Genomic DNA, 25812 nt, shown 5'->3' with positions numbered 1-25812 from the left:
ACTTTACCGTTTCAATTTTAAATGCTTCTTCGTATCGTTTGCCATTACCTTTTGCCATACAGACACACCTCGTTATAGTTGATATATTTATTATAACAATCTGTGTCTACTTTTTAGTCTAGCATCATTCCCCAAGCTTTATCAGAATTGCCAAACATATTTCAATCCACGCACTCATAAAGAGTGCGACATTGACTTCTTTATTGAGTGCTTCTTTAAGAGCAATTTCAATCCACGCACTCATAAAGAGTGCGACAGTATTTGTTCCCCAATCACTTTCTCCTTCTTGGATTTCAATCCACGCACTCATAAAGAGTGCGACAAGTATCAAATGCTTGAGCTTGATAGGATAATAATTTCAATCCACGCACTCATAAAGAGTGCGACCAAGACGAAGAAACTCATCAAGAGGCTTTATTTATTTCAATCCACGCACTCATAAAGAGTGCGACCTCTAAGAGGTTTGGCAACTCTCGTAAATATTTATTTCAATCCACGCACTCATAAAGAGTGCGACTCCAATTGCTAAATTATTTAAAGGTCAAGTTACAAATTTCAATCCACGCACTCATAAAGAGTGCGACGTAGAAGCAACAGCTGGATTGCAAGTAGTAGTGGATTTCAATCCACGCACTCATAAAGAGTGCGACAGCGTTGTCTTTAAAGACTTGTATATCAATACTTTTTGCACCATAAAGTGCGAAACATGTATTTAATTTTTGAAACTTGACTATCCAATTTCATATGTTATATACTCACTCGTTTGTAAAATTCCGTTATGTTAGCGTTTTTATTAATCTACTTAGTAGGTGCGTATCTTCCAGGTATTTTATGTTCACTTCTGGTTCGCACCACCCAATTAAATTAAAAAGAAACAAGTGAGTATAGTACAACTCCATCTGGCATTTCTTCATCAATTGTTACCTAATAATCTTTTTGAAAACGTGGAGAATAATTATATGCTTCAATTTTTATATTTATTTTATCAAACAATAGATGAGAAGGAGCATTTCCATATTGACTATCATGTGCAAATACATATAAACCTCTGCAAGACATTCTTCCTCTAGACGCTGAACAATCTAAATCCCACATATTGATTAATGCTTCCCAACCTGACTGGGTAATGAAATAACGGAGCTAGAAAAAACGTTCCATTAGATAAAAATACTGATAAAAAAGAAAAACCAAGATAAAAATCGTGAACCCCTGTCTTTTCTTCAATCCCTTTCATATTTCTATATTGATCTGTCAGTTTTCTTGAAAAAACCAATGATTTCTCATCGTAAATGGACAGTTTCAACAAAACGATTTTGCTTTTATACGGCTTGATGATTTTTTCTAACATTGAATACTTTCTACCTCCCAAGAAAGATCATCTAGTTCCGTTAATTCAAAACTCCATTTATTATTGAGTTTTAGCAGTAGTATTGAGCGATTCCGTCAACTGATATCATTCAGCTTATCCCTCATATATAATAATGTTTTTTCATTCGACAGTCCTCTTTCCTTTTTATAACAAGTTTACATTCCTAACTTATGCGAAACAAACGCATTAATATATATGAAAGAACCGATTATCGTTATCCTTCAAATACGACAATTTCTGATGTTATCCTTATTATATCAAAAAATGGAAAAATGGGGCCAGACATCCCTTTCACCTGCATTAGTAAAAAATCATCCTAACTAACTGTATCAACATGGCTTAGATGGCAGATAAGCACTTTGATTATGCTACTATCTATATATTCTTAAACTATTAAATCATTGGCTATGTTAAATTTTTATGATGACTTTTTGATACCTTTTAAAAGAAATCCAATTTTATGTATTTTCCAATTATTAGTTTTTTTTTTGCATAAAAAATGCGACCTTCTTCTTGAAGAATCGCAGTTTTTAATTGATTACAAAGTGATTGAACTTCTATTTTAGAGATTAGCTTCGGCCACCTTTATTTAAACTCAAAGCACAAATATTTAGTCCCATTCCCACTAAAAGGAGTAGAAAGTTAAAAGAGAAAATCTTAGGATTTTGGGTAAATTCACTTCCAAAAATAATAGTAGTAGGAATGCCAAATGCCATCAATACTTCTTTGATAGTTCTCGGTTCAATAGCCTTAAAAATTAACTTGTTTAGAAAATTTGATGGTATATCTAAATTATTTTTCATATACAAACCTCAAATCTTTCATATGTAAGCAGCTGAAAAAACAATTCTATTTATACCCATATTATACTCCTCTTTTTGTTTTATTTGTAAATAGTTGTTAGTTATTTCCGAACCAATCCGACAATCAAACCAAATCTTAACTGCCTCAACAATTTCAGTCACCAAGGAGTTTACTTAATCATTCAATATTCTCTTATTATATATTGATTTATTTTTCAACTAATACTTTCTTTTCAAGTACCTTAATAACCTCTTCTCTTAGTGGCATTTCATTAAAGACTGAATATGACCACTTGGCACTCTGTAACCTTTTTTGTTTCTCAAAGAACTCATGTAATGTTTCGACTGATCTTGCTTTAGGCATTTTATCTTGTATTTGTTCTTTAGCAGCTAATCTTTTACTAGCAATCAATATTTCGAGACTACATTCATTTACTTTCATAAAGTGAATGTCCAACTTTTGCTTAACTTCGTCCCACTTATCTTTTTCTGCTGATCTAAAATAGGTATAGTCTATATGTTGCATTGAATGGCATAAATGACACAATAAGGATAAACCTGTTAGTTTAATAATAGTATTATCTTCGTCAAAATCCCATTCCTCATGAACGTGAAGTTGAGTAAGATCATCAGATGAATAGCCGCAAACAGAACAACATTTATTATTTTGATCTAAAACAATGGTTCTTACTTTCCCCCATAACGTTTGTCCTATCAAAGTCCGTACTGATTTATTTTGAACATATTTTGGCATGCGTCTACCAATTTTTAACTTTAAACTTTCTAAAATGGGAATATAGGTTTCTAGGTCTTTAATTTTAGGTGGTTTCCTTTTGTAAACGACACAGTTTAGTTCCTTTAGGTATTTCTTTAGTGTTGTTTCAGTTACTCCTAATTGTGAAGCTACAGTTTGTATATCTGTTTCAGGAATAACCCCAAATCGATCACTTGACATATAGTTTTCTTTTATATAATCAAAACGATCACTTTTCATAAATACATTCCTTTCTATTATCCCTATTAATTCTATTTTAAATTTTTTTAAAATTTAGTAAAATGTTTTTTAAGGAATTGGGAAAGGAAAATTGCAAAAACCTTAACCCCTCTTTATAAAAGGCTGTATACTTTATAATAATCCTCAACAGCATACAAAATTTGGTGACTTTTTTAAAAAAACATGGGGTATCCGATTCAGACACCAGACCAGACATATATACATAGCGCTCCCCTATGGTACAGGAAAGTGTCATACTTCACATCCAATGTTTGGTTTAACCTCTTTACCTCACAATGATCTATCCATATTCCTTGCATGTTTTTTTTTCTTCGTTTTTTTCGTTCTTTCCTTCGTTCATTGCTGTCCCTATCCGTTTGTCCTTCCTTCCCTGTGCTGGTGTGATTGTGCTCTTGCCTATCCTTCCATATTCTCTTGCCTGTACCGGTGCTAAATTTCTTGCACCCTTATGTTGTGTCTTTCTAATAACATCTTGCATATTAACCCACCCTTCTTATATAAATTAGTGGAATTGATGCGCTTTTTTCCGAAAAAGAATTTGAGCAGATAACTATTAACGAGATAGCGGAGCGTGCAAATGTTAACCGTGGCACTATTTATTTGCATTACACTGAAAAATACGATCTTTTGGAAAAATGTATTGAAGATCATATATGCAATTTGCTCCCGTTTTGTGTGAGAGGCGAATCAAATCAAGTAAGTAAAGAATTGAAACTGAAATCGGTTTTTGACTATTTTCAGGACAATTTCTTGTTCTTTTTCAAAATGTTTTCTTCTTTGGATTAAATTTCTTAGCAAGTTGGTCAGCTCTACTTGATAGAGACAGCCAATCAGGAGTCCTCCTTTGATTTTTGTTATCACAACTAAATCTATAATCAGGTTTCAATATCATAAATAAAATAGTTAAAAATAATCATTATTTTGAACCTAATCTATCCCAGAATTCTCTAGAGAATCATATCGGAGGAGAATGAAATCTTTTCTATCCTTTATGCAGAAACATAATAAGCGGATTAAAAATATAAAAGAAGATACCATCCAAATTCACCATCATCCCATTCTCCCAAAATACCCCGCTATCGCTGGAAACCTTTCAAATTCCTTCCTCATGTCCCGAAAGGAAATCACTTCATTACCTCTAGCAAGTTGGAAATCGAGTGTATATTCGTGACAGTTCAATGGGGATTGTTGAAAGTTTTCGGTATAGAATTGGATTGCCTCTTGCTCACTGTTGGCAAAGATAAAGACAAAATCGTTTTGATTCATCTTCAATGAGTAGATGCGGATTTTGTAAAACCCGAGTACATTGTTTTGAATCATTTCCGCTACTTTCTGATGGTCTGCTTGGTCAAAATCTAATGCTTGGATAGAGTCATCAAGGGAAATTTTCTGTTCGGTTAGTAGATGGTAGAGATAATGGACCAATGAGGATTCTTCAAAACGGATAGAATCTAGGTAAAGTTCTTCCACTAGCATGTGATCACACCTCAACTTTCGATTTTTCTAACGACCATGATCTTCGTCTTTAAAGATCAAAAATGTTAAGTGGAAGGAAGACTCGTTTCCTTCTGGTCCTCAATCCCCCCAGTATGTTCGTTGTATTTCACTCTAATCGTTCCAACCGGACCATTACGATTTTTTGAGACAATGATTTCAAGGGAATGATTGTCCGTTTCCTTGTCATAATAGGATTCGCGGAACAGGAACAAAATGACATCTGCATCCTGTTCCACACTGCCAGATTCCCGAATATCAGACATCATTGGCCGTTTATTGGCCCTTGATTCCACGGATCGATTGAGCTGCGCCAAACAAACGACAGGGCAATGAAAATCCTTCGCCATTGTTTTAAGGGATTTCGAGATTTCCGTTACTTGTAAATGGGTATTTCCTCCATAAAATTCACTGGTATGGATCAAGGTTAAGTAATCGATAAAAATAATCGGTTTCTTGTATGGATATTGATGCATCAATTTTCTCGTCTTCGCTCTCATTTCCGCAACCGTTTGTCCGGCTCCATCAAAAATTTGCATTTGGGTTTCATCAAGATCACTAAGCACATCCGACCATTTATTTTTTTGACTTTGATTCAGCATTCTTTTCGGATCCCGCATTTTGATGCGGTTAAAGCCTCCTGTCGAAGCAATTAATCGGGTTGTTAATAGCCTCTCAGGCATTTCTAACGAGAATACGAGGGGCAGAAACCCTGCCCAACCTGCCACTTTTGCAAAATGAAGCATCACATCGGTTTTTCCCATCGATGGTCTTGCGGCGATTATCGTCACTTCCCCGTCCTGAAATCCTCCCGTCATTTCGTCTAGCTTTTTGATGCCACTTGTCACATTTTTAAAGGTGAATAGATCTTCCCAGGGTGCCTCATAGATATTTGCCAGCGCCTGTGTGATCGATGTATGATCCTCCATCTTCAATTGATTGATTTTATCCAATTGAGCAATTACCCTTTCAATCTCCCAATCATTTAGGCTTGCAAGGGTCAAGATGTTCCGCTTCTCCCGTTCCTTCCACTGTTCAAGAATGAGCTGCTCTGTTTGGTCAAATTTCTCAACCTCTGCATATGACAGCAGCTCCGAAAGGTAAGACATTCCACCGTAGGATTCGAGATTCGGCAATGTTGTTAAATGAACCAAATCAATACTCTTTCCGGCTCGATTGAATTCCACCATTCTTCTCATTAATTCTTGATGCCGGGTGCTTTCCAGGTGTTCAGGTTGAATCACGGTGTCCTTGATCAGGTACTGCTCCTTCATTAAGCTTCCTAAGAACACTTTTTCAGGGTGACTCATGATTCTTCACCTGCTGTAAGGTCGAGCTTAAATTCACCTGGTATTGCTCTTCCAGAAGGAAACGATTCGGTTGTTGGCAATTTCTTTGTGAGAGATTTTTGGCCCTCATGAAACGAATCTATTTCTTCTACCGTCAATAAGGATTCGTTTTCCCAGTTTCTTAGAATCCCAACAATATAGTTTAGTCTTCGTTTGTTATTCGCACAGGCAATATTCATCGCTTTTAAAATAACCGCTTTTGGCTGTAAAAAGCGAGAATCCTCCAGCCAAGCTAACAGCTGCTCTTTGGCATTTATGTTCGCCAAACCAAATCCATTCGTATCCCAAAATTCGATAATTTCTTTCACATCTTCTTGGGATTGATTCGTATGTAAGAGATTCTCTATATCCGTATAAAGGGTCTTTTGTTGTTTTTCTTTTTCATTTTCTTTTTGTTTTTCTTTTTGCCCCCCTATCGGATTACGACGCGAAAACGGATCGTCAAATTTTTCAGATTCAGTGAAATCCGTATCACTTTCATCTTGGTCTTCTTGATTCATCTCTTTTTGCTGATAAAACGATTCGTAAAGGCTGCTAATATCCCGTTTATCAATAGATTCAGACACATATTGGATAAGAGAATGATCCTCCACTTCTTTTAATTCGGATAATATACAATCCATCACCGGTTTTCCGCCTTTATGCAGATTGTCTTTCCCCCAGTTTTTAATGGCGAGTTCTCTTGTTTGCGGATTGTAACGAATCAACTTGTGTTGCCGGGTGAATCGTTCCATTAACGAAGCCACACTCTCAATCGAATAACCCAAATCAAAAGCCATTTGTTTTTTCGTAATTCGATAGATGCCAATTTGCGTAGTCTGGGGATTTGTCAGCAGATAAAGATAAAAATACTTGTCCTCGGGGGTCATCTCTTCCGAAACAATCGGATTCTTCCAAAATTCAGTGCGCACCATTCGATATTTTGCCATCATCAACCACTGCCCTTTCTTCCATGAAAATTTCTATCATAGAAGATATATAGATAAATATAGAAAAAGGAGGGATGTTGTTGATGAAAATATAAAAAAACTTCCTTTGCTTATGATCGTCCATTTTAGAAAAGTTATGGTCTTACGAGCTTGAGTCACATTGTTGGGGAGTCGGTCTTATTTGTTCGTTTTTTGATTGCGGGGTAACTGTGTTTTTTAGCGGAATGAAGTGTTCATTTCTACTTGGCGGTAACAGATGAATCCATCAAAAATAGCAAAAAGATGTATGGAAAATCACCCTTTGATAAATTAAGGTATAAACCCTCAAATCATTTTAAGACATACAATATCTTACAAAAAATTATTTATGAAAAACAGATTTTCTTCTCAGGAAAATAAGCCAACTTATTTTATTTGTTTTTTATTTTACATTTACAATTACAACAGTTCATTTTAATAATAGCCCTTTGGTTGTTGAATGATTAGAACCCTGAAGGATCTTAACTACAGATCCTTCAGAGTTCTAATCTTAAAAGGTTTAATCTTGTATTTGGTAATAAAATAATGTAGTTTATAGCAGGATGTTTTTTTAATGTAAAAAAAACCGAAAATATGTAAGAAATGAATAAAAAATTGCATATCTTTAACTTATTGATCATTTTGGAAATTAATCAAAAGTCCCCGTTACTTTAAGAAAATGATTTTACGGACTATATCCCAAAGTCATACTAAAGAAAAAAGCATAAACAAAGAGCAATACCAATCCAACTACAAAGAAAAATAACATAAGAATTTTTCCTTTAGAGTCTTTTTCTCTTTTAAACCAAGAAAAGCAAAAGATTAGAAATATAACTGCTGTTGGCACTAAATACAGTAAAAGCCCTATATCAGACCAATCTGAATTTTTCTCCCAATAAATTTCAGGAATAGGAGGATGTTCATAAAGGTAACTAATTCTCTCTCTTACTATGATGAATACCAACGTTAGTACAAAGAAGTATCCATAACCAATATATTTAATTATTTTAGGGAATACTCTTGAGGGATGTAGTATAAAAGCAACAACAACTAATAAAGGTACCAAAGGAAAATAGTCGCCCACTTCCACTTTTTCTACCTCTTTTCTCTAGAAATTTGATTAAACACATTTTTGTATCCACTTTACCATATAAATCCATTTCCTTGTTAAACTATTCTGCTCCGTTAGGACAATAACTTCAAAAAAATAAGCATTAATCCTTCTAAGATTATTGCCCCCGTTTGTTCAAAAAAATTATTAATGGTTATTCTTTATTCCTCTTTTCAAGGAGTTCAATTATTCTATCAAGTTTTTGTTTAATTTTATCAGAGTCAGAACTTCTTGTTTTTTTATTATTGTGCGAAAAACATAAAAAATAGCAAAAGTCATCCCTAATAATATAAAAAACATAATTAATTGGTCAATTAAATCACCAATATTCATAATCTACACCTCAATGAATTATAATTTATATATTTCATTATTTTACCATAAAAATCCATTTATCTTGTTAAAGATTACTGACCGTTAGTAGATTAAGGTGCAATTCCTAATTCAAGGAAAGTTCCCGATAGTTTAAGTGCATTTATTCACAAACTTGTTATTAACAGCTTACCTATGGTTGTATTTAAAGAAAAATAAAGACCAATAATCATTGTTAACTAAGGAAGTATTGGAACAATTGGACTAGATAACAGAAATTCAATTGCCTCTAAATAATAATTTGAGAGGTTGCAATACCATTGATAAAGAACATTAAAAGGGATAAGTTATATATAATCTTCAACCTTCTCAACTTTAAAAAGTCCTCTTTCATTAAAAAATGATTAAGTAAATGAAGATGTCCTTCACCGTATAAAGCAAAAATTCTTTCAGCATCTGATTCGATTAGTTCAACTATGTTCTTATATATGATGGAACAGCCTATGATGTACCAAAACTTCTGCTTAAAAAAAATAGCTAGGATAGACTCAAAAAGACTTTCCTAGCTACTTCAATATATATCATTCTTATAATTAACACCCCTTAAAAAGGGATGACTCTTTTTCTTTAACAAACTGGATCAATTCATCTTTACTCGGATAAGAAATCTGTGTTCCCCGTTTTGTCACGCTCAATCCAGCAAATCCTGTGGCCATCTTGATTGCACTTAGTATGTCTTTATCTTTTACATAATAGTGAGAGAAGCAGCCGATGAATGCATCACCAGCTCCTGTAGTGTCAATAGCGTCAACGCTATGTGCTTCTACACGATGAACATTATCCTTTGTCGCCCATAGGACACCGCGGTTACCCATAGTTACGATCACATTTTTTACACCTTTTCCAATGAGGAATGCAGCTGCATCGCGAATATGCTCTTCCGTATCTACTGGCATTCCCGTTAAAATTTCTAATTCGGTTTCATTTGGCATAAAGAAATCACATTTGCAAATGTAATCAAAATCTAATTCACGGGATGCCGGAGCTGGATTTAAAATAATAGGAATATTATGTTCATTACCAAAGTCAATAGCACGATAAATTGTTGGTAATGGAATTTCTAGTTGTAAAACAATCAATGAACATTCTTTGAGCCGAGCAGTTGCATTATTGATATCCATTGGTAAAAGATTCTGATTGGCCCCCTTAACAATCAGAATGCGATTTTTAGATTCTGGATCTACAAAGATTGGTGCTACACCACTTGGGATTCCTGGCACTTTACTAGTAAATTCCGTGTTAATTCCATATTTTTGTAAATTCTGAATGGTATTGCTACCAAAAAGATCGTCTCCAACTTTTGTTACCATCATTACCTTAGAACCCAATTTTGCAGCTGCAACTGCTTGGTTTGCACCCTTGCCTCCGCAACCAAGTTCGAAACTTGGGGCCTCGAGAGTTTCTCCTTCTTTTGGCATTCTATCAATATATGTAATGAGATCTACCATATTTGATCCAATCACTGCAATATCCACGATAGTTACCTCCTTATTTTTTACCAGTTACAACTTTAAATGATCTTTCTTCACCTGCTGATAGGGTAATTAGACTACCTGAGGTTTTAGCAGCTAAGAATCCTTCTGGCCGGCATGTACCTGGTAATACAAACGCCGCAACCTGTTGGTCTTCATTATATAATAACCAGCGAGTAGCATAGTTAAATTCATCAGTAGAAAAATTTGTGAAATATGTTACACCTTCTGGCGAAACCATTTCAAACTCGGCTTCTTTAGTATATTGATCCAATTTGTCAGCAAAAAAAACGATTTCTGGATCATACATATCCGGACGATCAAGAGTTTTCAAAGCTTCGTTCTTAATTTTTTGATTAAATTTAAGCCATTTTTCTGTTGGTTTAACGTGATCCGGAATAGACTCACGAAGAACAAACGCACTATCTGGAATATTCTGCTTCATTAAGGCATTATGAGAATAAGTATAGTTAGTATGACACATATACTGTAAAGGCATTTCAGAACTTGAAAGATTTTTAACATTCATACCAATTTCAATATAACTTTCGCGTGCAAACATTGTTACAGTTGGTTTGGCTAAATAATGGTAACCAAATCCCTTTACATATTCTGTTGCACCGCAAATCGCTAAACTGTTATTTGATACATCAAGCCAAGCCTGGTCCATATCTGCACATGCCATTTCTCCGTGTAGAGAATGATTATCTTCCGGTGCTGGACAACCATTACTCAATAGGCCTGAATGGAAAGCAAAACATCCGTATGTTTCAACAATTTCTCTCGCATGCTTTGGTTGAGAGAACATATTTTTCATTTTTAGGTCGACATCGTCAAATTCTAAATCCCAAATTATTTGACCTTGGTAAGGAAGAACCACCATTTTTCCTCGTGAATTTACTACTTCGACGGCTTCAATACCGGATGGATATCGAAATAAAGAAACTGTGAATTCATTATTTTGAAAGATAATTTTGCTATTTTCTTTAAAAAATTCCCGATGTAATTCAATTCTTCCGATCATATTGAATCTCTCCTTTCAAAAAGGATCACTCCAACTTAGAAGTAAATAAGTGACCCATTTGAATGTTTTGTGTAATTATTTATATTACATTGCTTTTATCGTTTTTTCTTCTTGTTTTACCATTGATTCTTTCTTCATTTCTTTATAGAAATAGTTTCCAATGTAAACAAAGCAAGCCATCGATACTAAGAAGGACAATTGCATTGAACCTGTTAAGTCTGATACAAGTCCCTGAATTACTGGAATAACTGCTCCACCGACGATTGACATAACCAGGATAGCTCCAGCTGTTTCTGTATGCCGTTTGTCTTCCACGAATTCAAGCGTTTTTGCATAAATGGATGCCCAGCATGGACCAAAGAATAAACTTACAAGGATTGCAGCATATACAGATGTCATGTTTGGTACAAAGGCAACGTAAACCAATAGCAATGAACCAATCAATGAATACGCTGTCAAAACTTTAGATATAGAGAAACGGGCAATAAGCAGATTCGCAACAAACTTCCCAACAAAGAATGCAATAAAGCTAAATACCATAAAATTAGATGCAAATCTTTCGTTTATCTGTGGGTTTAGTTCCAATGCTAATCGGATAGTATAAGACCAAATAGCAGTTTGAATTCCTACATATAAAAATTCGGCAAGGATCCCTTTACGGAAGTTTTTAATTTTAGACAAGTACTTTAAGGTTTCAAGAATACTTGGTTTTTTACTAGTTGAAGACTTATGTGTTACTGTTTTACAAGCTGGAAATTTAATTACAAGGAAAAGAATTAACATACCAATAAGTACAAAAATTATATATTTATATGGTTCCAGAGTGTGTTGCAGCATTTGTTCTCCGAATGCACGAGCTTCTTCAGGTGTCATTTTAGCCATCTGAGCTTGAAGGCTTTTTCCTTCTTGGAAAACCAAATATTTCCCCATTAAAACTCCTGCGATAGATCCAACTGGATAGAAGGTTTGACTGATATTTAAACGAAGTGATGAATACTTTTTAGGGCCAATCATTGAACTATACGTATTAGCTGAAGTTTCCAAGAACCCTAAACCAATTGCAATGGCAAAAAGTGCGAATAAAAACATGGTGTAAGTTGCCATATGTGAGGCTGGGAAGAATAAAGAACAACCAATAATATAGAATATTAGTCCTGTCACGATTCCAATTTTATAATTTGTTTTTTTAATTACCATAGATGCAGGGATAGCTACTAAGAAATAACCACCATAAAAAGCACTCTGTACGAAGGCACTCGCAAAATTACTTAATTCAAAAATACTCTTAAATTGGGTAATTAAAATGTCATTTAAACTAGCCGCAACTGCCCACATTGGGAACAGCATCGAAAGCATTATGTACTGAAAAATAGGAGTGCGATTAAGGTATCCGTCTGGCAACTGAATCAGGTTTTTACTTGTCATTTTCATTTCTCCTTTTAATTAAATTTCATTAATTTTCAAAATGTAAACGTTTAGATTTTGCTGTAAAAAAAATGATTTTAACAAGCCCTGTGTGTTTTATCAATAATAAATATAATGTAAACGTTTAGATTTTATTTGTAAATTTAGATTAACACCTTTTTCTTAATGTAGCAAGATTTTTTGGATGCGTTTTCAAAAAATATCAAACTCTTCTTTCTTGAATATAGAGTCCGTCCAAAACACAGACGGATCTCTCCATTTATTTCTTCCAAAGACGACAGGACTGTCTAATAATTAGTTCTGGAGGAAGTGAATATTGTCTTTTCGGGAGATTCCCCTTAAATTGAATCCGTTCATACAAGAACATAAAGGCAATTTCGCCAACCCTATTCATCGGTCTTGCCACAACTGTCAGCTTAGGATTCAAGAATGTAGCTATATCCACATCATCAAAACCAATAAACGACACCTCCTCACCAAGCTTCCAGTTCAAATCATCCAATGACTTCATACAGCCAATTGTCATCAAGTTATTCGAAGAAAAAATGGCAGTTGGACGCTGATGTAAATCTCTTAGCCGCTTTGTTGCTAGATAACCACTTTGCTCCCCAAAGTCACCCTGAACCACCAAGCTTTCATCCAGAGGAATGTTATAGTCCTCAAGTGCCTTTTTGTAACCAATAAACCGCTCAAATCCCGGTGTTGTATTTTGTGGACCACAGATAATAGCTATTTTACTATGCCCTTGAAGAATCAAGTGCTGAACAGCCTGATAGGCTCCTTTTACGTTATCAACAAGGACAGTATCTACTTCAAAGCTTCTGATGCTCCTATCTACTGCTACCATTGGTATATTCTGTTCCTTTAGTAGTTTCAGATGCTCTCCATTTTCATTGGCTGTCGTGATGATGACTCCATCCACACCTCGTTCAATGAAATTTTTAATAATTTTCTCCTCAACAATCGGTGACTCATTCGTGCTGCTCAGAATGGTGAAATAATCCTTCTCTCTGGCTTTCTCCTCAATCCCTGCCATCACAAGTGGAAAGAATGGGTTTTTAATGTCGGGCACGATGACCCCTATAGTTTTGGTTTCTCTTCGTTTCATTGTTCTCGCTGCTGCATTGCGAATGTAGCCTAGTTCCTTAATAGCCTTTAGAATTTTCTCCTCCGTTTGCTTTCTGACGCCACCCTGGTTGTTTATTACTCTCGAGACCGTTGCTATTGAAACATTAGCTAGTCTCGCTACATCCTGGATATTTGGTTTTGAATCCATTTTTACATAGCTCCTAAATGATAACGTTTAGATTTTGTTTCTGAACCCAAACTAGCATTTTTTCTAGTACATAGCAAGAATTATAGTTTTATCCATTTAACATCAGTTTGATTTGGGTCGGAGTTATTTGGTAGCTTTGGAATAAATCCATCTTTTATCTTACATTCAAACATTAACTGTAAAGAGTGTGTTTCTCCATATTTATTTGTAAGTGTGGCACATACTCATAAACAAAGGCTAAAGGACCGACTTCTACATCAATTGATGCTTCCTCTTTTGCATCTCTTTGAACTGCTTCAATAGCAGATTCATTAAGTTCAACTCACCTGCTGGCAAGTTATAATTCAGCCCATTTTCATTGTTAAATTCAACTAAAAGAGTCGAATCGTTTTCTAAAATGAGTGTACACGCCTTTACTCTAATATGATAAGCTACTAAAAATCCCTCCACCTTTTAAAATATTTATAATTGATTATACATTAGTTCTGGGATTTTTTGTTATTAAACTATCTTGCCCTTTAGTTTAAGTGAAAATCTTCACAATTTCTTCGCTCCATAACGATTTTCTTTAAATGTGTTACTCAAGAAAATGGCCCTTATCTTGAATAAGAGAAGGAATGAAAGTGAATCGCAATTATAAGTAATTCAATTAACGGACAGTTATCTAAAGAAGGATTTTATCTTAATAATCAAAAATTAAAAGATACATACTTATACTTGCTTTCATAGGTAATAGTAATTCTTTTTCCTGATTGAAAAGAAGTGGAGGAAGAAAGATGAGAGAAATTAAAGAGCGGGAAAATGAACAAATTGGTTTGGTATTTATTCAAGGTGCAGGCTTAGAAAGCCGTATTTGGGAACCAGTTGTACCAGAAATGAAAAGTCCCTTTCTACTAGTTAATTTTCCTGAACGAGGAGGAGAGAATGGATTACAGAAAAGTTTGACTCTACAAGAAGGGGTATCACCAACATTTAGCGCAAGACATACTCTAAGCAACATTCGACAAGGATTTATGAGTCTTTATATACGCTAAGACATTTAGGAATAACCCGTACAAACCCTTTGACGAAAAGGTGTTAAGTAACTCTTCATTTTCTGTACAATCCCTTAGCGTATGTTTTGAGCTTTTAGTTGGTAGAACCCCGAAAAGCACATTTTCATCTATTCCTAACTCTTCCATTTTAGCGTCAGCTCCATGTCCACTTAAAACAGGGTAAAAATGCTAATTATTCTTAATTAAATCCATTCATTCAATTTGATGCAAAAAGTGTGGTAGTTGCTTCCTTAAGATCCCGATTTTTCGAGTTAAATTGGGTCTTCTATTTTATAACCTTGGGACGTGACTGGTACCTTCAGTGAAGACTTGGTGAATAATTTAAATATTCATATACTTTTATAAAATATTTTTATATAATTTTATTTGTGAAACATATCACAATATTTAATTTGGAGGTAAGAACATGAACAGTTGCTTATTTACCACAATTAAAATTGGAAATCTAGAAATCTCTAACAGGTTCGTTGTCCCACCGATGATCACCAATTTCTGTAATCCAAATGGAACCACTACTGAAAGGTATATTGCCTACCATGAAGCACGGGCCAAAGGCGGATGGGGTCTCATCATTACCGAAGCCACTGCTGTTGACCCAAGAGGCAGAGGTTTTCAACAGGAGGCCGGACTTTGGAACGATCAGCAAATCGAAAGCCACCAAAGACTCACCGAAAGAATTCATAAATATAACAGTAAAATTTTTGCACAAATTTTTCATGCAGGAAGACAAACGAGCAAAAAGGTAATCGGGATGCAGCCGGTCGCTCCTTCACCGATTCCATGTCCGATGAAAAAAGAAATTCCTCATGAGTTAACAATCGATGAAATTAAAGATATTGTAGAAAAATATGGTGATGCCGCCTTAAGGGCAAAAAAAGCCGGCTATGATGGAGTAGAAATTCATGGATCCCATGGATATTTAGTAGCCGAATTCATTTCGTCTTTTTCCAATAAAAGAACCGATCGGTATGGCGGCTGTTTAGCTAATAGGCTTCGCTTTCCGCTGGAAATTATTGAAAATGTCCGAAAAAAAGTCGGACCGGATTTTCCAGTTGGCATCCGGATTTCTGCTGATGAATTTGTTCCAGGAGGAAACACAATTGTTGACGCAAGAGCCATCGCAGCACGTTTGGAACAAGCCGGAGTAGATGTCATCCATGTATCCGGAGGCAACTACGCCAGCACTGACAGATTTATTCCACCGGCTGCAGTTGAGCACGGAAACTTGACAAGCTTGGCAGCTGAAATTAAAAAAGTGGTATCGATTCCGGTCATTACGGTATCGCGAATAAACGACCCGCTCATTGCTGAGTCGATTCTCGTTGCGGGTATTGCCGATTTTACGGCAATGGGCAGAGCTAGTCTTGCAGACCCGGAATTGCCGAATAAAACAGCCGAAGGCAAATATGATGAAATTGTCACGTGCATTGGCTGTACCCAGGGTTGTTTAAAACGACTGTTTGAAGATGTGTCACTCCAATGCCTTGTCAATCCGGCTCTTGGCAGAGAACGTGAATTGGAGGTAAAACCGGCTGACGTGAAGAAAAAAGTCGTCATTGCCGGTGGCGGACCTGCAGGCATGGAAGCTGCCATTGTTGCGGCACAAGCAGGCCATGAGGTTCATCTTTTTGAAAAAGACAGCCGCTTAGGTGGACAATTTTATATTGGAAGCATCCCTCCTTCCAAAGGAGAAATCTCCAAGTTTATCAATTGGCAAATCAACCAGTTACAAAAGTGGAATGTCAATGTGCATTTAAAAACTGAGGTTACTGTGGATTTAGTAAAAGAACAACATCCCGATGCCGTTATTGTGGCGACTGGAGGAAAACCGTTGATCCCCAACATTCCAGGAGTTAACAATCCGAATGTGGTAAATGCCTTTGATGTTTTGGAAGGCAAAGTGGATGTGGATGACCGTGTCTTAGTCATTGGCGGCGGGCAGGTTGGCGCCGAAACAGCCAGCCACCTGGGAACCTATGGAAGACAAGTCACTATTGTCGAAGCTCTTTCTGGAATTGCAAGAGATTGCGAGCCATTGCCGAAGATCTATCTGCTGAAAGATCTTGAAGATAAAAAAGTTACCTTGTTTGTGAATACGACAGTTAAGCGGATATTGCCAAATGGAGTCGTTGTAACAAAAGATAATGAGGAATTCATAATCCCAGCCGACACTGTTGTTCTGGCAGTCGGAGCTCAGCCGATCAATGAATTGGCTGCACAACTGGAGAAAGAGTCCTTTCCTGTTAAAACCATTGGCGATGCCGTCAGGATTAGACAAGCGGTTGAAGCAATTGATGAGGGCTATTTAGCAGGTCTTAATGTCAGCAGTAAGAAGGTATTGGTAAATATCTAATCCCATTTCGGACGCAATAAACTTTTTGGGCACACCTTTTTAAGTAGGTGTGCCTTTATAATTTATGCCTGTATGAAATAGGCGTTGAGTGGGGGCCGATCCCAATCGTCGTTCGAGGCCTGAATTAGGGTTGGACAATATGTTCAGCCTTCGCTTGTTATTCGCACAGGCAATATTCATCGCTTTTAAAATAACCGCTTTTGGCTGTAAAAGGCGAGAATCCTCCAGCCAAGCTAACAGCTGTTGTTTTGCATAAATGTTCGTCAAACCAAATCCATTCGTATCCCAAAATTCAATAATTTCTTTCTCGTCTTCTTGGGATTGATTCTTATGTAAGAGATTCTCTATATCCGGATAAAAGGTCTTTTGTTGTTTTTCATTTTCATTTTCTTTTTGTTTTTCTTTTTGCCTACCTATCGGATAACGATGCGATAACGAATCGTCAACTTTATCAGATTCAGTGAGATCCGTATCACTTTCATCTCGGTCTTTATCTTTCTTGCCTTGCATCTCATTTTGCTTACAGAAAGATTCATATAGGCTGCAAATATCACTTTTATCAATAGATTCCGATACATATTGGATAAGAGAATGATCCTCCACTTCTTTTAATTCAGATAAAATACAATCCATCACCGGTTTTCCGCCTTTATGCAGATTGTCTTTCCCCCAGTTTTTAATGGCGAGTTCTCTTGTTTGCAGATTGTAACGAATCAATTTGTGTTGCCAGGTGAATCGTTCCATTAACGAAGCCACACTCTCAATCGAATAACCCAAATCAAAAGCCATTTGTTTTTTCGTAATTCGATAGATGCCAATTTGAGTAGTCTGGGGATTTGTCAGCAGATAAAGATAAAATACTTGTCCTCGGGGGTCATCTCTTCCGAAACAATCGGATTCTTCCAAAATTCAGTGCGCACCATTCGATATTTTGCCATCATCAACCACTGCCCTTTCTTCCATGGAAATTTCTATCATAGAAGATATGTGGTTAAATTTAGAAAAAGGATCGGGGTTATTGAAAAAACCTCCTTTATTTTGGATTGTCCATTTTGGTAATGATTACGTAATAATTCCACTAACAAAAAATATAGCCTACCAAGGGTTTTAGTAAAGTTTGTAGAATAATAATCTATATTGAGGTGAATTGTGAATGAACTTCTCGATAAAATGATGAATAGAATTGGAGGATGTGCATTGAATGGGGTTCTTTAAACGTTTTTTTAACAAAATAGAAGATGTTAATAAAGGAGAAGCTGCTGTTTCTGAACTTGATTCTGAGTTTTATGTAGAGTCCCCAGAAGAAGAAGCCACGAATTTCTGGGTGGAAATTGCCCAGAATATAATCGTAAATGCAGTTAAAGCGGCGAACAACTCAGTAGATCGTGCCTTTATCTTAGTAGATATGAGAGAACAACCTTCTTTTGATATTTTTTATCAAATTGATGGCCATTTAATTATGTGGAGACAACTTGAAGATTCGATGATAAAAGAGAAGATTGAAAATGAATTATTACCGCAAGCATCTACTGTCGCTTCTGCAGTAAATGGGAACTTTGCAGAAGTTGAGCACCCTAAGATTGCATTTGCTGAGCTACAATTTGAACGGGCAACTGGAGCTTGGTTTTCCCATGTAATATGGGAAGACGATGGCAATGCCCATCTAGTAAAGGAAGAAATTTCAAGCAACTGGTTCAATACCTTGCGTGCTGAAATTAAAACCCAACCATTAGACAGTGATATCAAACTTTCATGGTATCCTTAACCTCAACTTTAATAAATTTTTGAGGGCAAATATGATTAGAACCCTTTGGGGAAGAATTAAGTATTGAAAAAATTCATTTTCTATCCGAAAACAAACAGTTGCTTAATTATGTGATATACCTCGTGTGAATACCTAAAAAAGCTCAATGTTAATATTCACCCAAGAGAGGAGGAGAAGCTATTCAATCTTATAAGATGAATACGCTTCTTTATTTGATCAAAACAACGCCAAGTTTATACTAACCTGCTTGATTGTCGGTAGTTGAACAAGGTCAATAATAAAAAGAGTTTTTCCAAGAAAGACCGCTCCCCTATCCTCCATTTATCAGCTGCTAATTTTGGGCTAGAGCAACTTTTCCCCTAAAAATCTAATAAACAAAGGATATCCCAAAAGCTAGACTTTTAGGATACCCTTGTAATTTCATTTACACCACTTACATGGTGCTGATGTCAATCACGAATCGATACTTCACATCAGAAGCTAATACTCGTTTGTATGCTTCGTCAATTTGATCAGCGGAAATCACTTCTATTTTAGGAACAATGTTATGTTTCGCACAGAAATCCAGCATTTCCTGGGTCTCACGGATACCTCCTATCATGGATCCTGCAAATGAACGGCGATGACCAATTAAATTTATCACATTTAATGACAGCGGTTCTGCAGGAGCACCGACATTTACCAGCGTCCCATCAAGAGTGAGTAGTCCTAAATATTGATTCAGGTTAATCTTTGCACTAACCGTGTTTATCATTAAGTCAAAGGTTCCGGCAAGTTTCTCGAATGTTTCTGGCTCACTTGTGGCATAGTAATGGTCTGCTCCTAATTTCAGACCATCGTCCTTTTTCTTCAATGTTTGAGATAGAACAGTAACTTCTGCACCCATGGCATGTGCAATTTGCACAGCCATATGACCAAGACCACCCATACCTACAATCGCCACTTTCTTACCAGGACCTGCTCCCCAATGATTTAGTGGCGAAAATGTCGTAATACCTGCACAAAGTAATGGTGCTGCAGCATCAAGCTCAATGCTATCAGGAATTCTGACAACAAAGCCCTCGGTAACGACAATGTGGGTAGAATATCCGCCTTGAGTAGGTTCGCCGTATTTATCAACACCGGCATAGGTAGGGACATTCCCTTTAAGGCAGTATTGTTCTTCTCCTTTACGGCAGTTCTCACATTCGCCGCAGGAATCAACCATACATCCGACCCCTACACGATCACCAATCTTAAACTTTGTGACCTCTGCTCCAACTTCAGTGACAATTCCCGCAATTTCGTGTCCAGGGACGAGTGGATAGTTTACTTCGCCCCATTCTCCATGGGCAGTATGGATGTCTGAATGGCATATGCCTGCATATTTAATTTCAATTAGGACATCATGCAAATCAAGATCGCGTCGTTTAATTTCAGCTTCATGAAAAGGTTTGTCTGGACCGTCGACAGCTCGTGCTTTCGCAATTATCATTAATTGTATCCTCCTATAATTTATACTCTTCAAGAGATTGTATTCTAGGGTAAATGAATAAATCAGTTTTCATTTTGATCCCTTCTCTTTTCTCCTGCAAACCCATTTTATCCTCTAGAGTTAACTCTAGGTCAAGTAAAAATTTCTGGGAAGATTCCTCTAGCTATACACGTTTCTATCATCTATCAATCTGGCCAAATAGCTAACTGCATTTTTTAAAATTAAGGTTATATCTATTAAGCCGGGGTGATATTACTTCCTTTAGGAGAGAATTTTGACATTCAGGAAGTATCGTGATAGAATCCCCTCATAAAAATAGAGTTAACTCGAAGTCTAGATTGTAAAGAAAGGAAGATAAATATTGAAGTCCTATTCGATTAGCGAAGTTGCTAAAGAATTGAATCTTACTGTATATACATTACGTTACTATGACAAAGAGGGACTTATGCCTTTTGTTGAAAGGACAGCAAGCGGAACACGCTTGTTTAAAAAATCTGATATCGACGCTTTAAAAATAATTGAATGTCTGAAAGCCACTGGGATGCCAATTAAAGAAATTAAGAATTTCATTGATTGGTGTTCTGAAGGGGATTCCACGCTGCAGCAAAGATATGACATGTTTATGGAAAGAAAAGCTAGTGTGGAAGCACAGATGGAAGAACTCAAAAAAACAATGAAACTCATCGAGCATAAATGTTCATATTACAAGACTGCTTTGGATGCTGGAACGGAAGATATTCATAAAAACAATAAAATAGAGATTACTATTTGAATGTCATCATAGCAACACTTAATCATGAGTTATCCATTAAAACGAGAAACACACACCTCTCTCCGTTACAATATCTACAAAAATGGCAGAACAAATCTTATCTGAAATCGGTACAGCTGTTCAGAAACAATTTCCTAGTGCAGCTCATATGTGTTCTTGGGCTGGAGGTCCCTGGACATAACAAAAGTGCAAGAAAGAGGAAATCAGCGAAGACCCCTTCGTAATCGATTCGTTCAGTCTTACTTTAGGAGCGTCTGGGCTTTCACATAATCAGAGATCGTTTTTTTGAATCTATTAATGTGGTCACCAGATATCCGCCACCTGCGTGTTCCCTTCCATCATGTATAGAACGTTAATCATTTCGGTTAGCGTTCTTTATACTGAGATTAGACTAAAATCCAAAACGAACATAAGTTTAATCCTGAGGCTGCGTTAAACTGCCCGTTACTTTAAGTACAAAATTTCACAATCTCCTCTAAAGTTTCACCTAGATATCTAGGTGTTGTTCAACAATCTAGTCCGATTGCGGAAAAAAAAGCAACTCAGATCCGGTTTGCTCTATGTAACAATAAAATGATTATTTAAATAAACCCAATTCTGCGGTGCTGGCAGGTTCAATTGCCAGTACGTTACACCTAATAATTGATATTGGTCGACTAAATTGTATTTTTCCTGATAACTCCTAATATCTTCAAACCAAACGATATGTTCTTCCATTCCCTTCCAATATCGATACCATGGTGAGGCAGCTGCCTGATCAAATTCAATCACTGTGTTAGCAGAGATTGCCTGGTTTTGTGCACCATTAACTGATAAAGCCGTGGTCGTATTATCGATTACTCTCCAATCATATCCATACAAAGGAAAAGCAATTTGTACCTTACGAGAATCAATCAAACTCGTTGCATACTGGACAACCTGGTACATCCACCACAACGGGGCTACCGGATCGGGTGGACCGCCTGGATATCCATAATCAATTGTCATTACAGCTACCACGTCTGCAATCGCTCCAATTGCCTGATAGTCATAGGCTCCTACGATCCGATTCGTTGGCAGATCTTCTGTTTTTGCATGTACATTAACATGTAGAATGCGCGGACCAAGAGCAGCTTTTAAGTCGTTCAAAAATGTATTAAACTCGCTCCTTCGTGCAGGAGGAATAAATTCAATATCCAGTGAAACTCCGCCATATTCTTTTTCATTAACAAACCGTAATAAACTATCTATTAAATTTCTCCGATAAACCGGATTAGCAAACACGTTCCCGGCTAATTGAGCATCAAAACCCTCGGATGTATAGTTACGAATCATTAAAAGAGGTGTGACACCCAGCCGGTTGCTTTCCCTAACGACCTCTGTATCATCTAATAACACATAGGCATAGCCTTGTGTGGTGAACGAATAAGATACAACAGCCACGTACGTAAGCGAATTAGATAAAGTCCGAAGAATAGGTAAAATGGATTGTGGTGAGTATGGAATAATAAATCCTAGCGTTTCTATTTGTGGTTTCAACGGTGTTGGAATCAGTAGCCTTTGGCCATTATATAATTGACTCGGATCTATCCTGGGATTTGCTTGTAATATAGCTTCTATCGTGGTATTAAAACGATTAGCCAGCTGCCAAAGCGTATCTCCTGCTTTGACCATATAAGGTCTTATCTGAACAATAGCTTCGTCCGGAATGTAAAGAGCAAGACCAGGTATGATGGTATTCGTAGAAGGCAAACCATTCACTTCAACAATAGCAGAAACCGAAACCTGATACTGATTTGTAATTTTCCATAAGGATTCCCCATTTTGGACAACGTGAACGGTCATTCGTTTTCACCCCTTTGTTCCTAGTTTATGGTCTTGAATTCATTAAATAGTACTTAAAACTTACGATTCCCTTAGAAAATACAAAGGAATGTTTGTTTAAAGAAAAAAGGAGCATTCCTTGCCATATATTACGCCTCTCTTCTACTTCTTTTCCTAATATAATGTGCGGTTGGGAAAGGAGGAGGAGAAACATAGCAGACCTTGGGACTCGCTCCTGTTATATTTTTTCAAAACCTATATTTCAACAATTCTACATCGTTACTTGAATAAGAAAAAACGATCCTTCTTATTGAAGAATCGCACCCTTTAGCTTAAGTAGTGTTAATCACAATTCAGCTGTTACATAAAAAAGAGTTATTTTAAACACTAAATAATGAAAGACAAATCACAAGGATTTCTTGGGAAACAGTCTCTTCAATTAGGACTAGCGCCGTTCCACATTTCTGTTTGGTACATATTTTGTAATTACGAATGGAAGGATGCTCTGTAAATTGCAGATGGTGCATACGGAGCTGGTTTTGCTCTAATCATTATTGTATGTGTATACTTCTTATCATCGTTGGAGCAGCTTGGTATTAAAAGACTCCAATAATGTCTGGAGGTGTGCAAAACAACACACCTGTCCAATCCACTATTTTGTAAATACATAATTCATTTCAAAAAAGATTATTAAAATGGAAAAAAATAATTTTAATAAAAAGGGGTTAAGTACATGATCAACGTTTTATTTGTATGCCTAGGGAATATTTGCCGTTCACCGATGGCTGAAGCTTTGTTTCGTTACTTAGTCAAAAAAGAAAATATGAAAAACAAAATTGCTGTTGATTCCGCTGCGACCAGTTCATGGCAAATCGGCTTCCCTCCGCACGAAGGAACTCTTGATATTCTAAAGAAATACAATATCTCTTCTAATGGGCTTGTTGGACGCCACCTAAAGAAAGAAGACTTTTGGAAGTTCGATTATATTATCGGTATGGACGAAAGCAACATAAAAAATATTTACAGAATAACCGGCAAGCCTAATCATCCAAAGATCATTAGGCTGCTCGACCTGACCAAATACAGGAAAGATATCCCCGATCCATTTTACACAGGTGATTTTGATGAAACCTATCGTCTTGTTTCAGCCGGCTGTCGGGCATTACTCAATAAAATACGCAGCGAACAAAACTTATAACAACAAGGCATCCATCTTAATTCGGCGATCAAAACAGTTTATCTCACTGAACCCATTTTTTGAAATTGTAAAATCCGGTTACTCCCCTCACAGGCCGTTATTTAAAGATGGCTCCAATCCTCGGGATATACCAAGTGCTTTTTTGTAAATAATAAGATTGTTAAACAATAAATTGAGGAGGACTTGTATGCAACAGGATCAACAAGCTAAAGAGAAATTAGGTTCTATTATGAAACCAGAATTTTCCGGAACTGATGCACAAAAAGTAAAACAAGATATTCAAAAAGATATAAGCGAAGGACAAGGTGCAATGACTTCCCGAGAGGCAGGAGCAATGCGCGATTAAAAAACCACGATGAGTGGTTTTTTACTTTTCTGCTTCAAAATTAAACACTTTGCATTTCTCATTTCGATTTGATAGAGATCCTGCAAATTTAGTGATTAGCACGATTGGTTTGAAAGACTACATCAAGCGATTGACCGTGAATATCTAGCTCAAGAAAAAAACAAATAAATATTGCAGAAGGTTACATCAATTGGGCAACCCTTATTTTAATTGAGCTAAGGGATCGTCGCCACAACCCTAATCCTCCACTAACGCACCAGTTAGTTGAACAAAGAAGGTTAATCAATATCTTAAAAATTAATTGAATGTAAGGCACATATTGCATCTACGGCGTGACAGCCCCAATGTATTTCAAAATTTATTTCTCATTGACCTCTCTTTTTAATAAGGAATTGTCTTTAAAAAAAGACCGTCGTGAAACGGTTTTTTATTGGAAGCAAAATTGATATGTCCCTTCATCCCTCTACAAAGAAAGAAACATACCTATTTAATTACTATTGCTTCCACAATTCTTCTGTCTTAATCACTTTATAATCTGCATTTCGAACCGTATATCTCACGGTAGGATGATTGGGATACCCCACATTTCCATCGAAGAACGTAATTACTGTGGTTCCATCATTTTTAACAAATTGATCAAAGCTTCCCCCAGCCCCGCTGATATTCGTCCAGTGTAATGCTATCGTATTGCCTGAAGTTCCTTTCTTGACCAAACTCCACAAATCCCTTCGGTAATTATTCCATATAATATCTTTAGAAATTTCATTATTAGTATTCTTATATGTGTTCTCATAAAAATCAATTGCTTCATCCATACTTCCCCAGACATTCTTTTGGAATGTAAATTCGATAATCTGTTCTTTGGGAATTGTACCATCAGCTAAGTATTTGTTGTAAGCCTCCCCTTCAGCAGTTATACCTTCAAAATTGCTGCCATTTCTTTTCAATAACAAAGCATGTTGCTGCTTACCTTCGCTATTTTTTATCGTTACAACAGTATACCCATGAGGATCTTTATTTCTAGCGATTACATAAGAAAAATGGTACACGTAATTGACTGTTAATTGCCCATTGTTAAAGTACCAAGTGCTACTTACACCATCTTGTTTTCCCGTTGCCAGCCAAACACCACTGATATTATCACTCGCCTGTGGTACTTCTGAAGATGTTGAACTTTTAGATGGTGATGTCTTTACTGCCGGTTTTGTTTTTTGTTCCAAACTTTGTGATGTCGTTTCTGTTGTTTTTGTGTTTTGCTTCGCACTTTGTGGGAAAGTTTTGGTTGATTCACCGGTCGTTTTTCCACATCCAGAAAGCACTACCCCAAGAAGAACAACCCAAACAACTATTATCTTTTTCATTTACATTAACCCCCCTTTTATATAGAAT

The 25812-nt window shown here is 36.4% G+C and carries 24 protein-coding genes, 3 pseudogenes and 1 CRISPR repeat array; of the genes and pseudogenes, 8 read left to right on the top strand and 19 right to left on the bottom strand.

All coding sequences use genetic code 11. From position 1 onward, the window contains the following. Positions 1-158: 158 nt before the first annotated feature. Positions 159-650: direct repeats of the CRISPR family, unit length 32 nt; unit sequence ATTTCAATCCACGCACTCATAAAGAGTGCGAC. Positions 651-924: 274 nt separating this feature from the next. From ACE38V_RS08370 to ACE38V_RS08350, 5 genes are all read right to left on the bottom strand, one after another. Further along, complete coding sequence (locus ACE38V_RS08370; protein WP_375840768.1) at positions 925-1059, bottom strand: hypothetical protein; 135 nt, start codon at positions 1057-1059, stop codon at positions 925-927. Positions 1060-1066: 7 nt separating this feature from the next. After that, the gene (locus ACE38V_RS08365; RefSeq protein ID WP_375840755.1) at positions 1067-1348 is read right to left on the bottom strand and encodes a DUF4011 domain-containing protein; all 282 of its coding nucleotides are present in this window, start codon (positions 1346-1348) and stop codon (positions 1067-1069) included. A gap of 590 nt (positions 1349-1938) precedes the next feature. Then, a complete protein-coding gene (locus tag ACE38V_RS08360) occupies positions 1939-2172 on the bottom strand; it encodes a hypothetical protein (protein WP_375840754.1) in 234 nt (77 codons plus the stop codon). Positions 2173-2380: 208 nt separating this feature from the next. After that, complete coding sequence (locus tag ACE38V_RS08355; protein ID WP_375840753.1) at positions 2381-3166, bottom strand: hypothetical protein; 786 nt, start codon at positions 3164-3166, stop codon at positions 2381-2383. A gap of 301 nt (positions 3167-3467) precedes the next feature. Next, entirely contained in the window at positions 3468-3665 is a 198-nt protein-coding gene (locus tag ACE38V_RS08350; protein ID WP_375840752.1) for a hypothetical protein, read from the bottom strand. Between the two features lie 23 nt (positions 3666-3688). Here ACE38V_RS08350 and ACE38V_RS08345 point away from each other — a divergent pair. Then, a pseudogene (locus ACE38V_RS08345) lies at positions 3689-3862 on the top strand (TetR/AcrR family transcriptional regulator); the annotation flags it as partial. A gap of 375 nt (positions 3863-4237) precedes the next feature. Here the strand turns inward: ACE38V_RS08345 and ACE38V_RS08340 are convergent. From ACE38V_RS08340 to ACE38V_RS08295, 10 genes are all read right to left on the bottom strand, one after another. Then, positions 4238-4663, bottom strand: a complete 426-nt coding sequence (locus ACE38V_RS08340; RefSeq protein ID WP_375840751.1) for a hypothetical protein — start codon at positions 4661-4663, stop codon at positions 4238-4240. Positions 4664-4728: 65 nt separating this feature from the next. Continuing rightward, positions 4729-5991 carry a DnaB-like helicase C-terminal domain-containing protein gene (locus ACE38V_RS08335; protein WP_375840750.1) on the bottom strand — a complete coding sequence of 421 codons (1263 nt, stop codon included), beginning with the start codon at positions 5989-5991 and terminating at the stop codon, positions 4729-4731. Continuing rightward, positions 5988-6959 carry a DnaD domain protein gene (locus ACE38V_RS08330; RefSeq protein WP_375840749.1) on the bottom strand — a complete coding sequence of 324 codons (972 nt, stop codon included), beginning with the start codon at positions 6957-6959 and terminating at the stop codon, positions 5988-5990. The genes ACE38V_RS08335 and ACE38V_RS08330 overlap by 4 nt, the downstream gene beginning before the upstream one ends. A 703-nt stretch (positions 6960-7662) precedes the next feature. Continuing rightward, positions 7663-8067, bottom strand: a complete 405-nt coding sequence (locus ACE38V_RS08325) for a hypothetical protein (RefSeq protein ID WP_375840748.1) — start codon at positions 8065-8067, stop codon at positions 7663-7665. Positions 8068-8242: 175 nt separating this feature from the next. After that, positions 8243-8299: a DUF4083 family protein gene (locus ACE38V_RS08320; protein WP_375840766.1), complete on the bottom strand. Its 57-nt coding sequence runs from the start codon at positions 8297-8299 to the stop codon at positions 8243-8245. Between the two features lie 390 nt (positions 8300-8689). After that, entirely contained in the window at positions 8690-8890 is a 201-nt protein-coding gene (locus ACE38V_RS08315; protein WP_375840765.1) for a DUF5694 domain-containing protein, read from the bottom strand. A gap of 103 nt (positions 8891-8993) precedes the next feature. Beyond that, positions 8994-9935, bottom strand: coding sequence for a ribokinase (rbsK, locus tag ACE38V_RS08310; RefSeq protein WP_375840747.1), 942 nt, complete (start codon positions 9933-9935; stop codon positions 8994-8996). Between the two features lie 13 nt (positions 9936-9948). Next, complete coding sequence (locus ACE38V_RS08305; RefSeq protein WP_375840746.1) at positions 9949-10956, bottom strand: aldose 1-epimerase family protein; 1008 nt, start codon at positions 10954-10956, stop codon at positions 9949-9951. Between the two features lie 84 nt (positions 10957-11040). Continuing rightward, positions 11041-12381 (bottom strand): L-fucose:H+ symporter permease, encoded by a 1341-nt coding sequence (gene fucP, locus ACE38V_RS08300; protein WP_375840745.1) that lies wholly within the window; start codon positions 12379-12381, stop codon positions 11041-11043. A 259-nt stretch (positions 12382-12640) separates the two neighbouring features. Further along, positions 12641-13657, bottom strand: coding sequence for a LacI family DNA-binding transcriptional regulator (locus tag ACE38V_RS08295; protein WP_375840744.1), 1017 nt, complete (start codon positions 13655-13657; stop codon positions 12641-12643). 776 nt (positions 13658-14433) lie between these two features. Between ACE38V_RS08295 and ACE38V_RS08290 the strand changes: the two genes are divergently transcribed. Both ACE38V_RS08290 and ACE38V_RS08285 read left to right on the top strand, forming a co-directional pair. Beyond that, positions 14434-14691, top strand: a complete 258-nt coding sequence (locus tag ACE38V_RS08290) for a hypothetical protein (RefSeq protein WP_375840743.1) — start codon at positions 14434-14436, stop codon at positions 14689-14691. Positions 14692-15118: 427 nt separating this feature from the next. Continuing rightward, the gene (locus ACE38V_RS08285; protein ID WP_375840742.1) at positions 15119-17065 is read left to right on the top strand and encodes an oxidoreductase; all 1947 of its coding nucleotides are present in this window, start codon (positions 15119-15121) and stop codon (positions 17063-17065) included. 39 nt (positions 17066-17104) lie between these two features. Here ACE38V_RS08285 and ACE38V_RS08280 read toward each other — a convergent pair. Continuing rightward, a pseudogene (locus ACE38V_RS08280) lies at positions 17105-18003 on the bottom strand (DNA replication protein DnaD). Between the two features lie 263 nt (positions 18004-18266). On the opposite strand from ACE38V_RS08280, the gene ACE38V_RS08275 reads away from it, so the two are divergent. Next, complete coding sequence (locus tag ACE38V_RS08275) at positions 18267-18830, top strand: hypothetical protein (RefSeq protein WP_375840740.1); 564 nt, start codon at positions 18267-18269, stop codon at positions 18828-18830. A 433-nt stretch (positions 18831-19263) separates the two neighbouring features. Here the strand turns inward: ACE38V_RS08275 and ACE38V_RS08270 are convergent, their stop codons facing one another. Further along, positions 19264-20304: an NAD(P)-dependent alcohol dehydrogenase gene (locus tag ACE38V_RS08270; protein ID WP_375840739.1), complete on the bottom strand. Its 1041-nt coding sequence runs from the start codon at positions 20302-20304 to the stop codon at positions 19264-19266. 361 nt (positions 20305-20665) lie between these two features. Between ACE38V_RS08270 and ACE38V_RS08265 the strand changes: the two genes are divergently transcribed. Then, positions 20666-21076, top strand: coding sequence for a MerR family transcriptional regulator (locus ACE38V_RS08265; RefSeq protein ID WP_375840738.1), 411 nt, complete (start codon positions 20666-20668; stop codon positions 21074-21076). Between the two features lie 82 nt (positions 21077-21158). Next, a pseudogene (locus ACE38V_RS08260) lies at positions 21159-21291 on the top strand (transposase); the annotation flags it as partial. 343 nt (positions 21292-21634) lie between these two features. Here the strand turns inward: ACE38V_RS08260 and ACE38V_RS08255 are convergent. Then, positions 21635-22900, bottom strand: a complete 1266-nt coding sequence (locus ACE38V_RS08255) for a LysM peptidoglycan-binding domain-containing protein (RefSeq protein ID WP_375840736.1) — start codon at positions 22898-22900, stop codon at positions 21635-21637. Positions 22901-23612: 712 nt separating this feature from the next. On the opposite strand from ACE38V_RS08255, the gene ACE38V_RS08250 reads away from it, so the two are divergent. Together ACE38V_RS08250 and ACE38V_RS08245 are read left to right on the top strand one after the other, a co-directional pair. Further along, the gene (locus ACE38V_RS08250; protein ID WP_375840735.1) at positions 23613-24077 is read left to right on the top strand and encodes a low molecular weight protein-tyrosine-phosphatase; all 465 of its coding nucleotides are present in this window, start codon (positions 23613-23615) and stop codon (positions 24075-24077) included. 187 nt (positions 24078-24264) lie between these two features. Further along, positions 24265-24423 carry a hypothetical protein gene (locus ACE38V_RS08245; RefSeq protein ID WP_375840734.1) on the top strand — a complete coding sequence of 53 codons (159 nt, stop codon included), beginning with the start codon at positions 24265-24267 and terminating at the stop codon, positions 24421-24423. A gap of 494 nt (positions 24424-24917) precedes the next feature. Here the strand turns inward: ACE38V_RS08245 and ACE38V_RS08240 are convergent, their stop codons facing one another. Then, positions 24918-25784, bottom strand: coding sequence for a hypothetical protein (locus tag ACE38V_RS08240; RefSeq protein WP_375840733.1), 867 nt, complete (start codon positions 25782-25784; stop codon positions 24918-24920). Positions 25785-25812 lie beyond the last annotated feature (28 nt).

This window comes from Cytobacillus sp. Hz8 (assembly GCF_042263505.1).
Lineage (GTDB): Bacteria > Bacillota > Bacilli > Bacillales > Cytobacillaceae > Bacillus_BE.
Note: the sequence above shows the minus strand (reverse complement) of the source record. Positions and strands in the feature narration are given on the sequence as shown.

Coding starts and splice junctions, on each gene's coding strand:
- ACE38V_RS08370 (WP_375840768.1), bottom strand. CDS start 1,059: ATGTCTTGCAGAGGTTTATATGTATTTGCACATGATAGTCAATATGGA.
- ACE38V_RS08365 (WP_375840755.1), bottom strand. CDS start 1,348: ATGTTAGAAAAAATCATCAAGCCGTATAAAAGCAAAATCGTTTTGTTG.
- ACE38V_RS08360 (WP_375840754.1), bottom strand. CDS start 2,172: ATGAAAAATAATTTAGATATACCATCAAATTTTCTAAACAAGTTAATT.
- ACE38V_RS08355 (WP_375840753.1), bottom strand. CDS start 3,166: ATGAAAAGTGATCGTTTTGATTATATAAAAGAAAACTATATGTCAAGT.
- ACE38V_RS08350 (WP_375840752.1), bottom strand. CDS start 3,665: ATGCAAGATGTTATTAGAAAGACACAACATAAGGGTGCAAGAAATTTA.
- ACE38V_RS08340 (WP_375840751.1), bottom strand. CDS start 4,663: ATGCTAGTGGAAGAACTTTACCTAGATTCTATCCGTTTTGAAGAATCC.
- ACE38V_RS08335 (WP_375840750.1), bottom strand. CDS start 5,991: ATGAGTCACCCTGAAAAAGTGTTCTTAGGAAGCTTAATGAAGGAGCAG.
- ACE38V_RS08330 (WP_375840749.1), bottom strand. CDS start 6,959: ATGGCAAAATATCGAATGGTGCGCACTGAATTTTGGAAGAATCCGATT.
- ACE38V_RS08305 (WP_375840746.1), bottom strand. CDS start 10,956: ATGATCGGAAGAATTGAATTACATCGGGAATTTTTTAAAGAAAATAGC.
- fucP (WP_375840745.1), bottom strand. CDS start 12,381: ATGACAAGTAAAAACCTGATTCAGTTGCCAGACGGATACCTTAATCGC.
- ACE38V_RS08295 (WP_375840744.1), bottom strand. CDS start 13,657: ATGGATTCAAAACCAAATATCCAGGATGTAGCGAGACTAGCTAATGTT.
- ACE38V_RS08290 (WP_375840743.1), top strand. CDS start 14,434: ATGAGAGAAATTAAAGAGCGGGAAAATGAACAAATTGGTTTGGTATTT.
- ACE38V_RS08285 (WP_375840742.1), top strand. CDS start 15,119: ATGAACAGTTGCTTATTTACCACAATTAAAATTGGAAATCTAGAAATC.
- ACE38V_RS08275 (WP_375840740.1), top strand. CDS start 18,267: ATGGGGTTCTTTAAACGTTTTTTTAACAAAATAGAAGATGTTAATAAA.
- ACE38V_RS08270 (WP_375840739.1), bottom strand. CDS start 20,304: ATGATAATTGCGAAAGCACGAGCTGTCGACGGTCCAGACAAACCTTTT.
- ACE38V_RS08255 (WP_375840736.1), bottom strand. CDS start 22,900: ATGACCGTTCACGTTGTCCAAAATGGGGAATCCTTATGGAAAATTACA.
- ACE38V_RS08250 (WP_375840735.1), top strand. CDS start 23,613: ATGATCAACGTTTTATTTGTATGCCTAGGGAATATTTGCCGTTCACCG.
- ACE38V_RS08245 (WP_375840734.1), top strand. CDS start 24,265: ATGCAACAGGATCAACAAGCTAAAGAGAAATTAGGTTCTATTATGAAA.
- ACE38V_RS08240 (WP_375840733.1), bottom strand. CDS start 25,784: ATGAAAAAGATAATAGTTGTTTGGGTTGTTCTTCTTGGGGTAGTGCTT.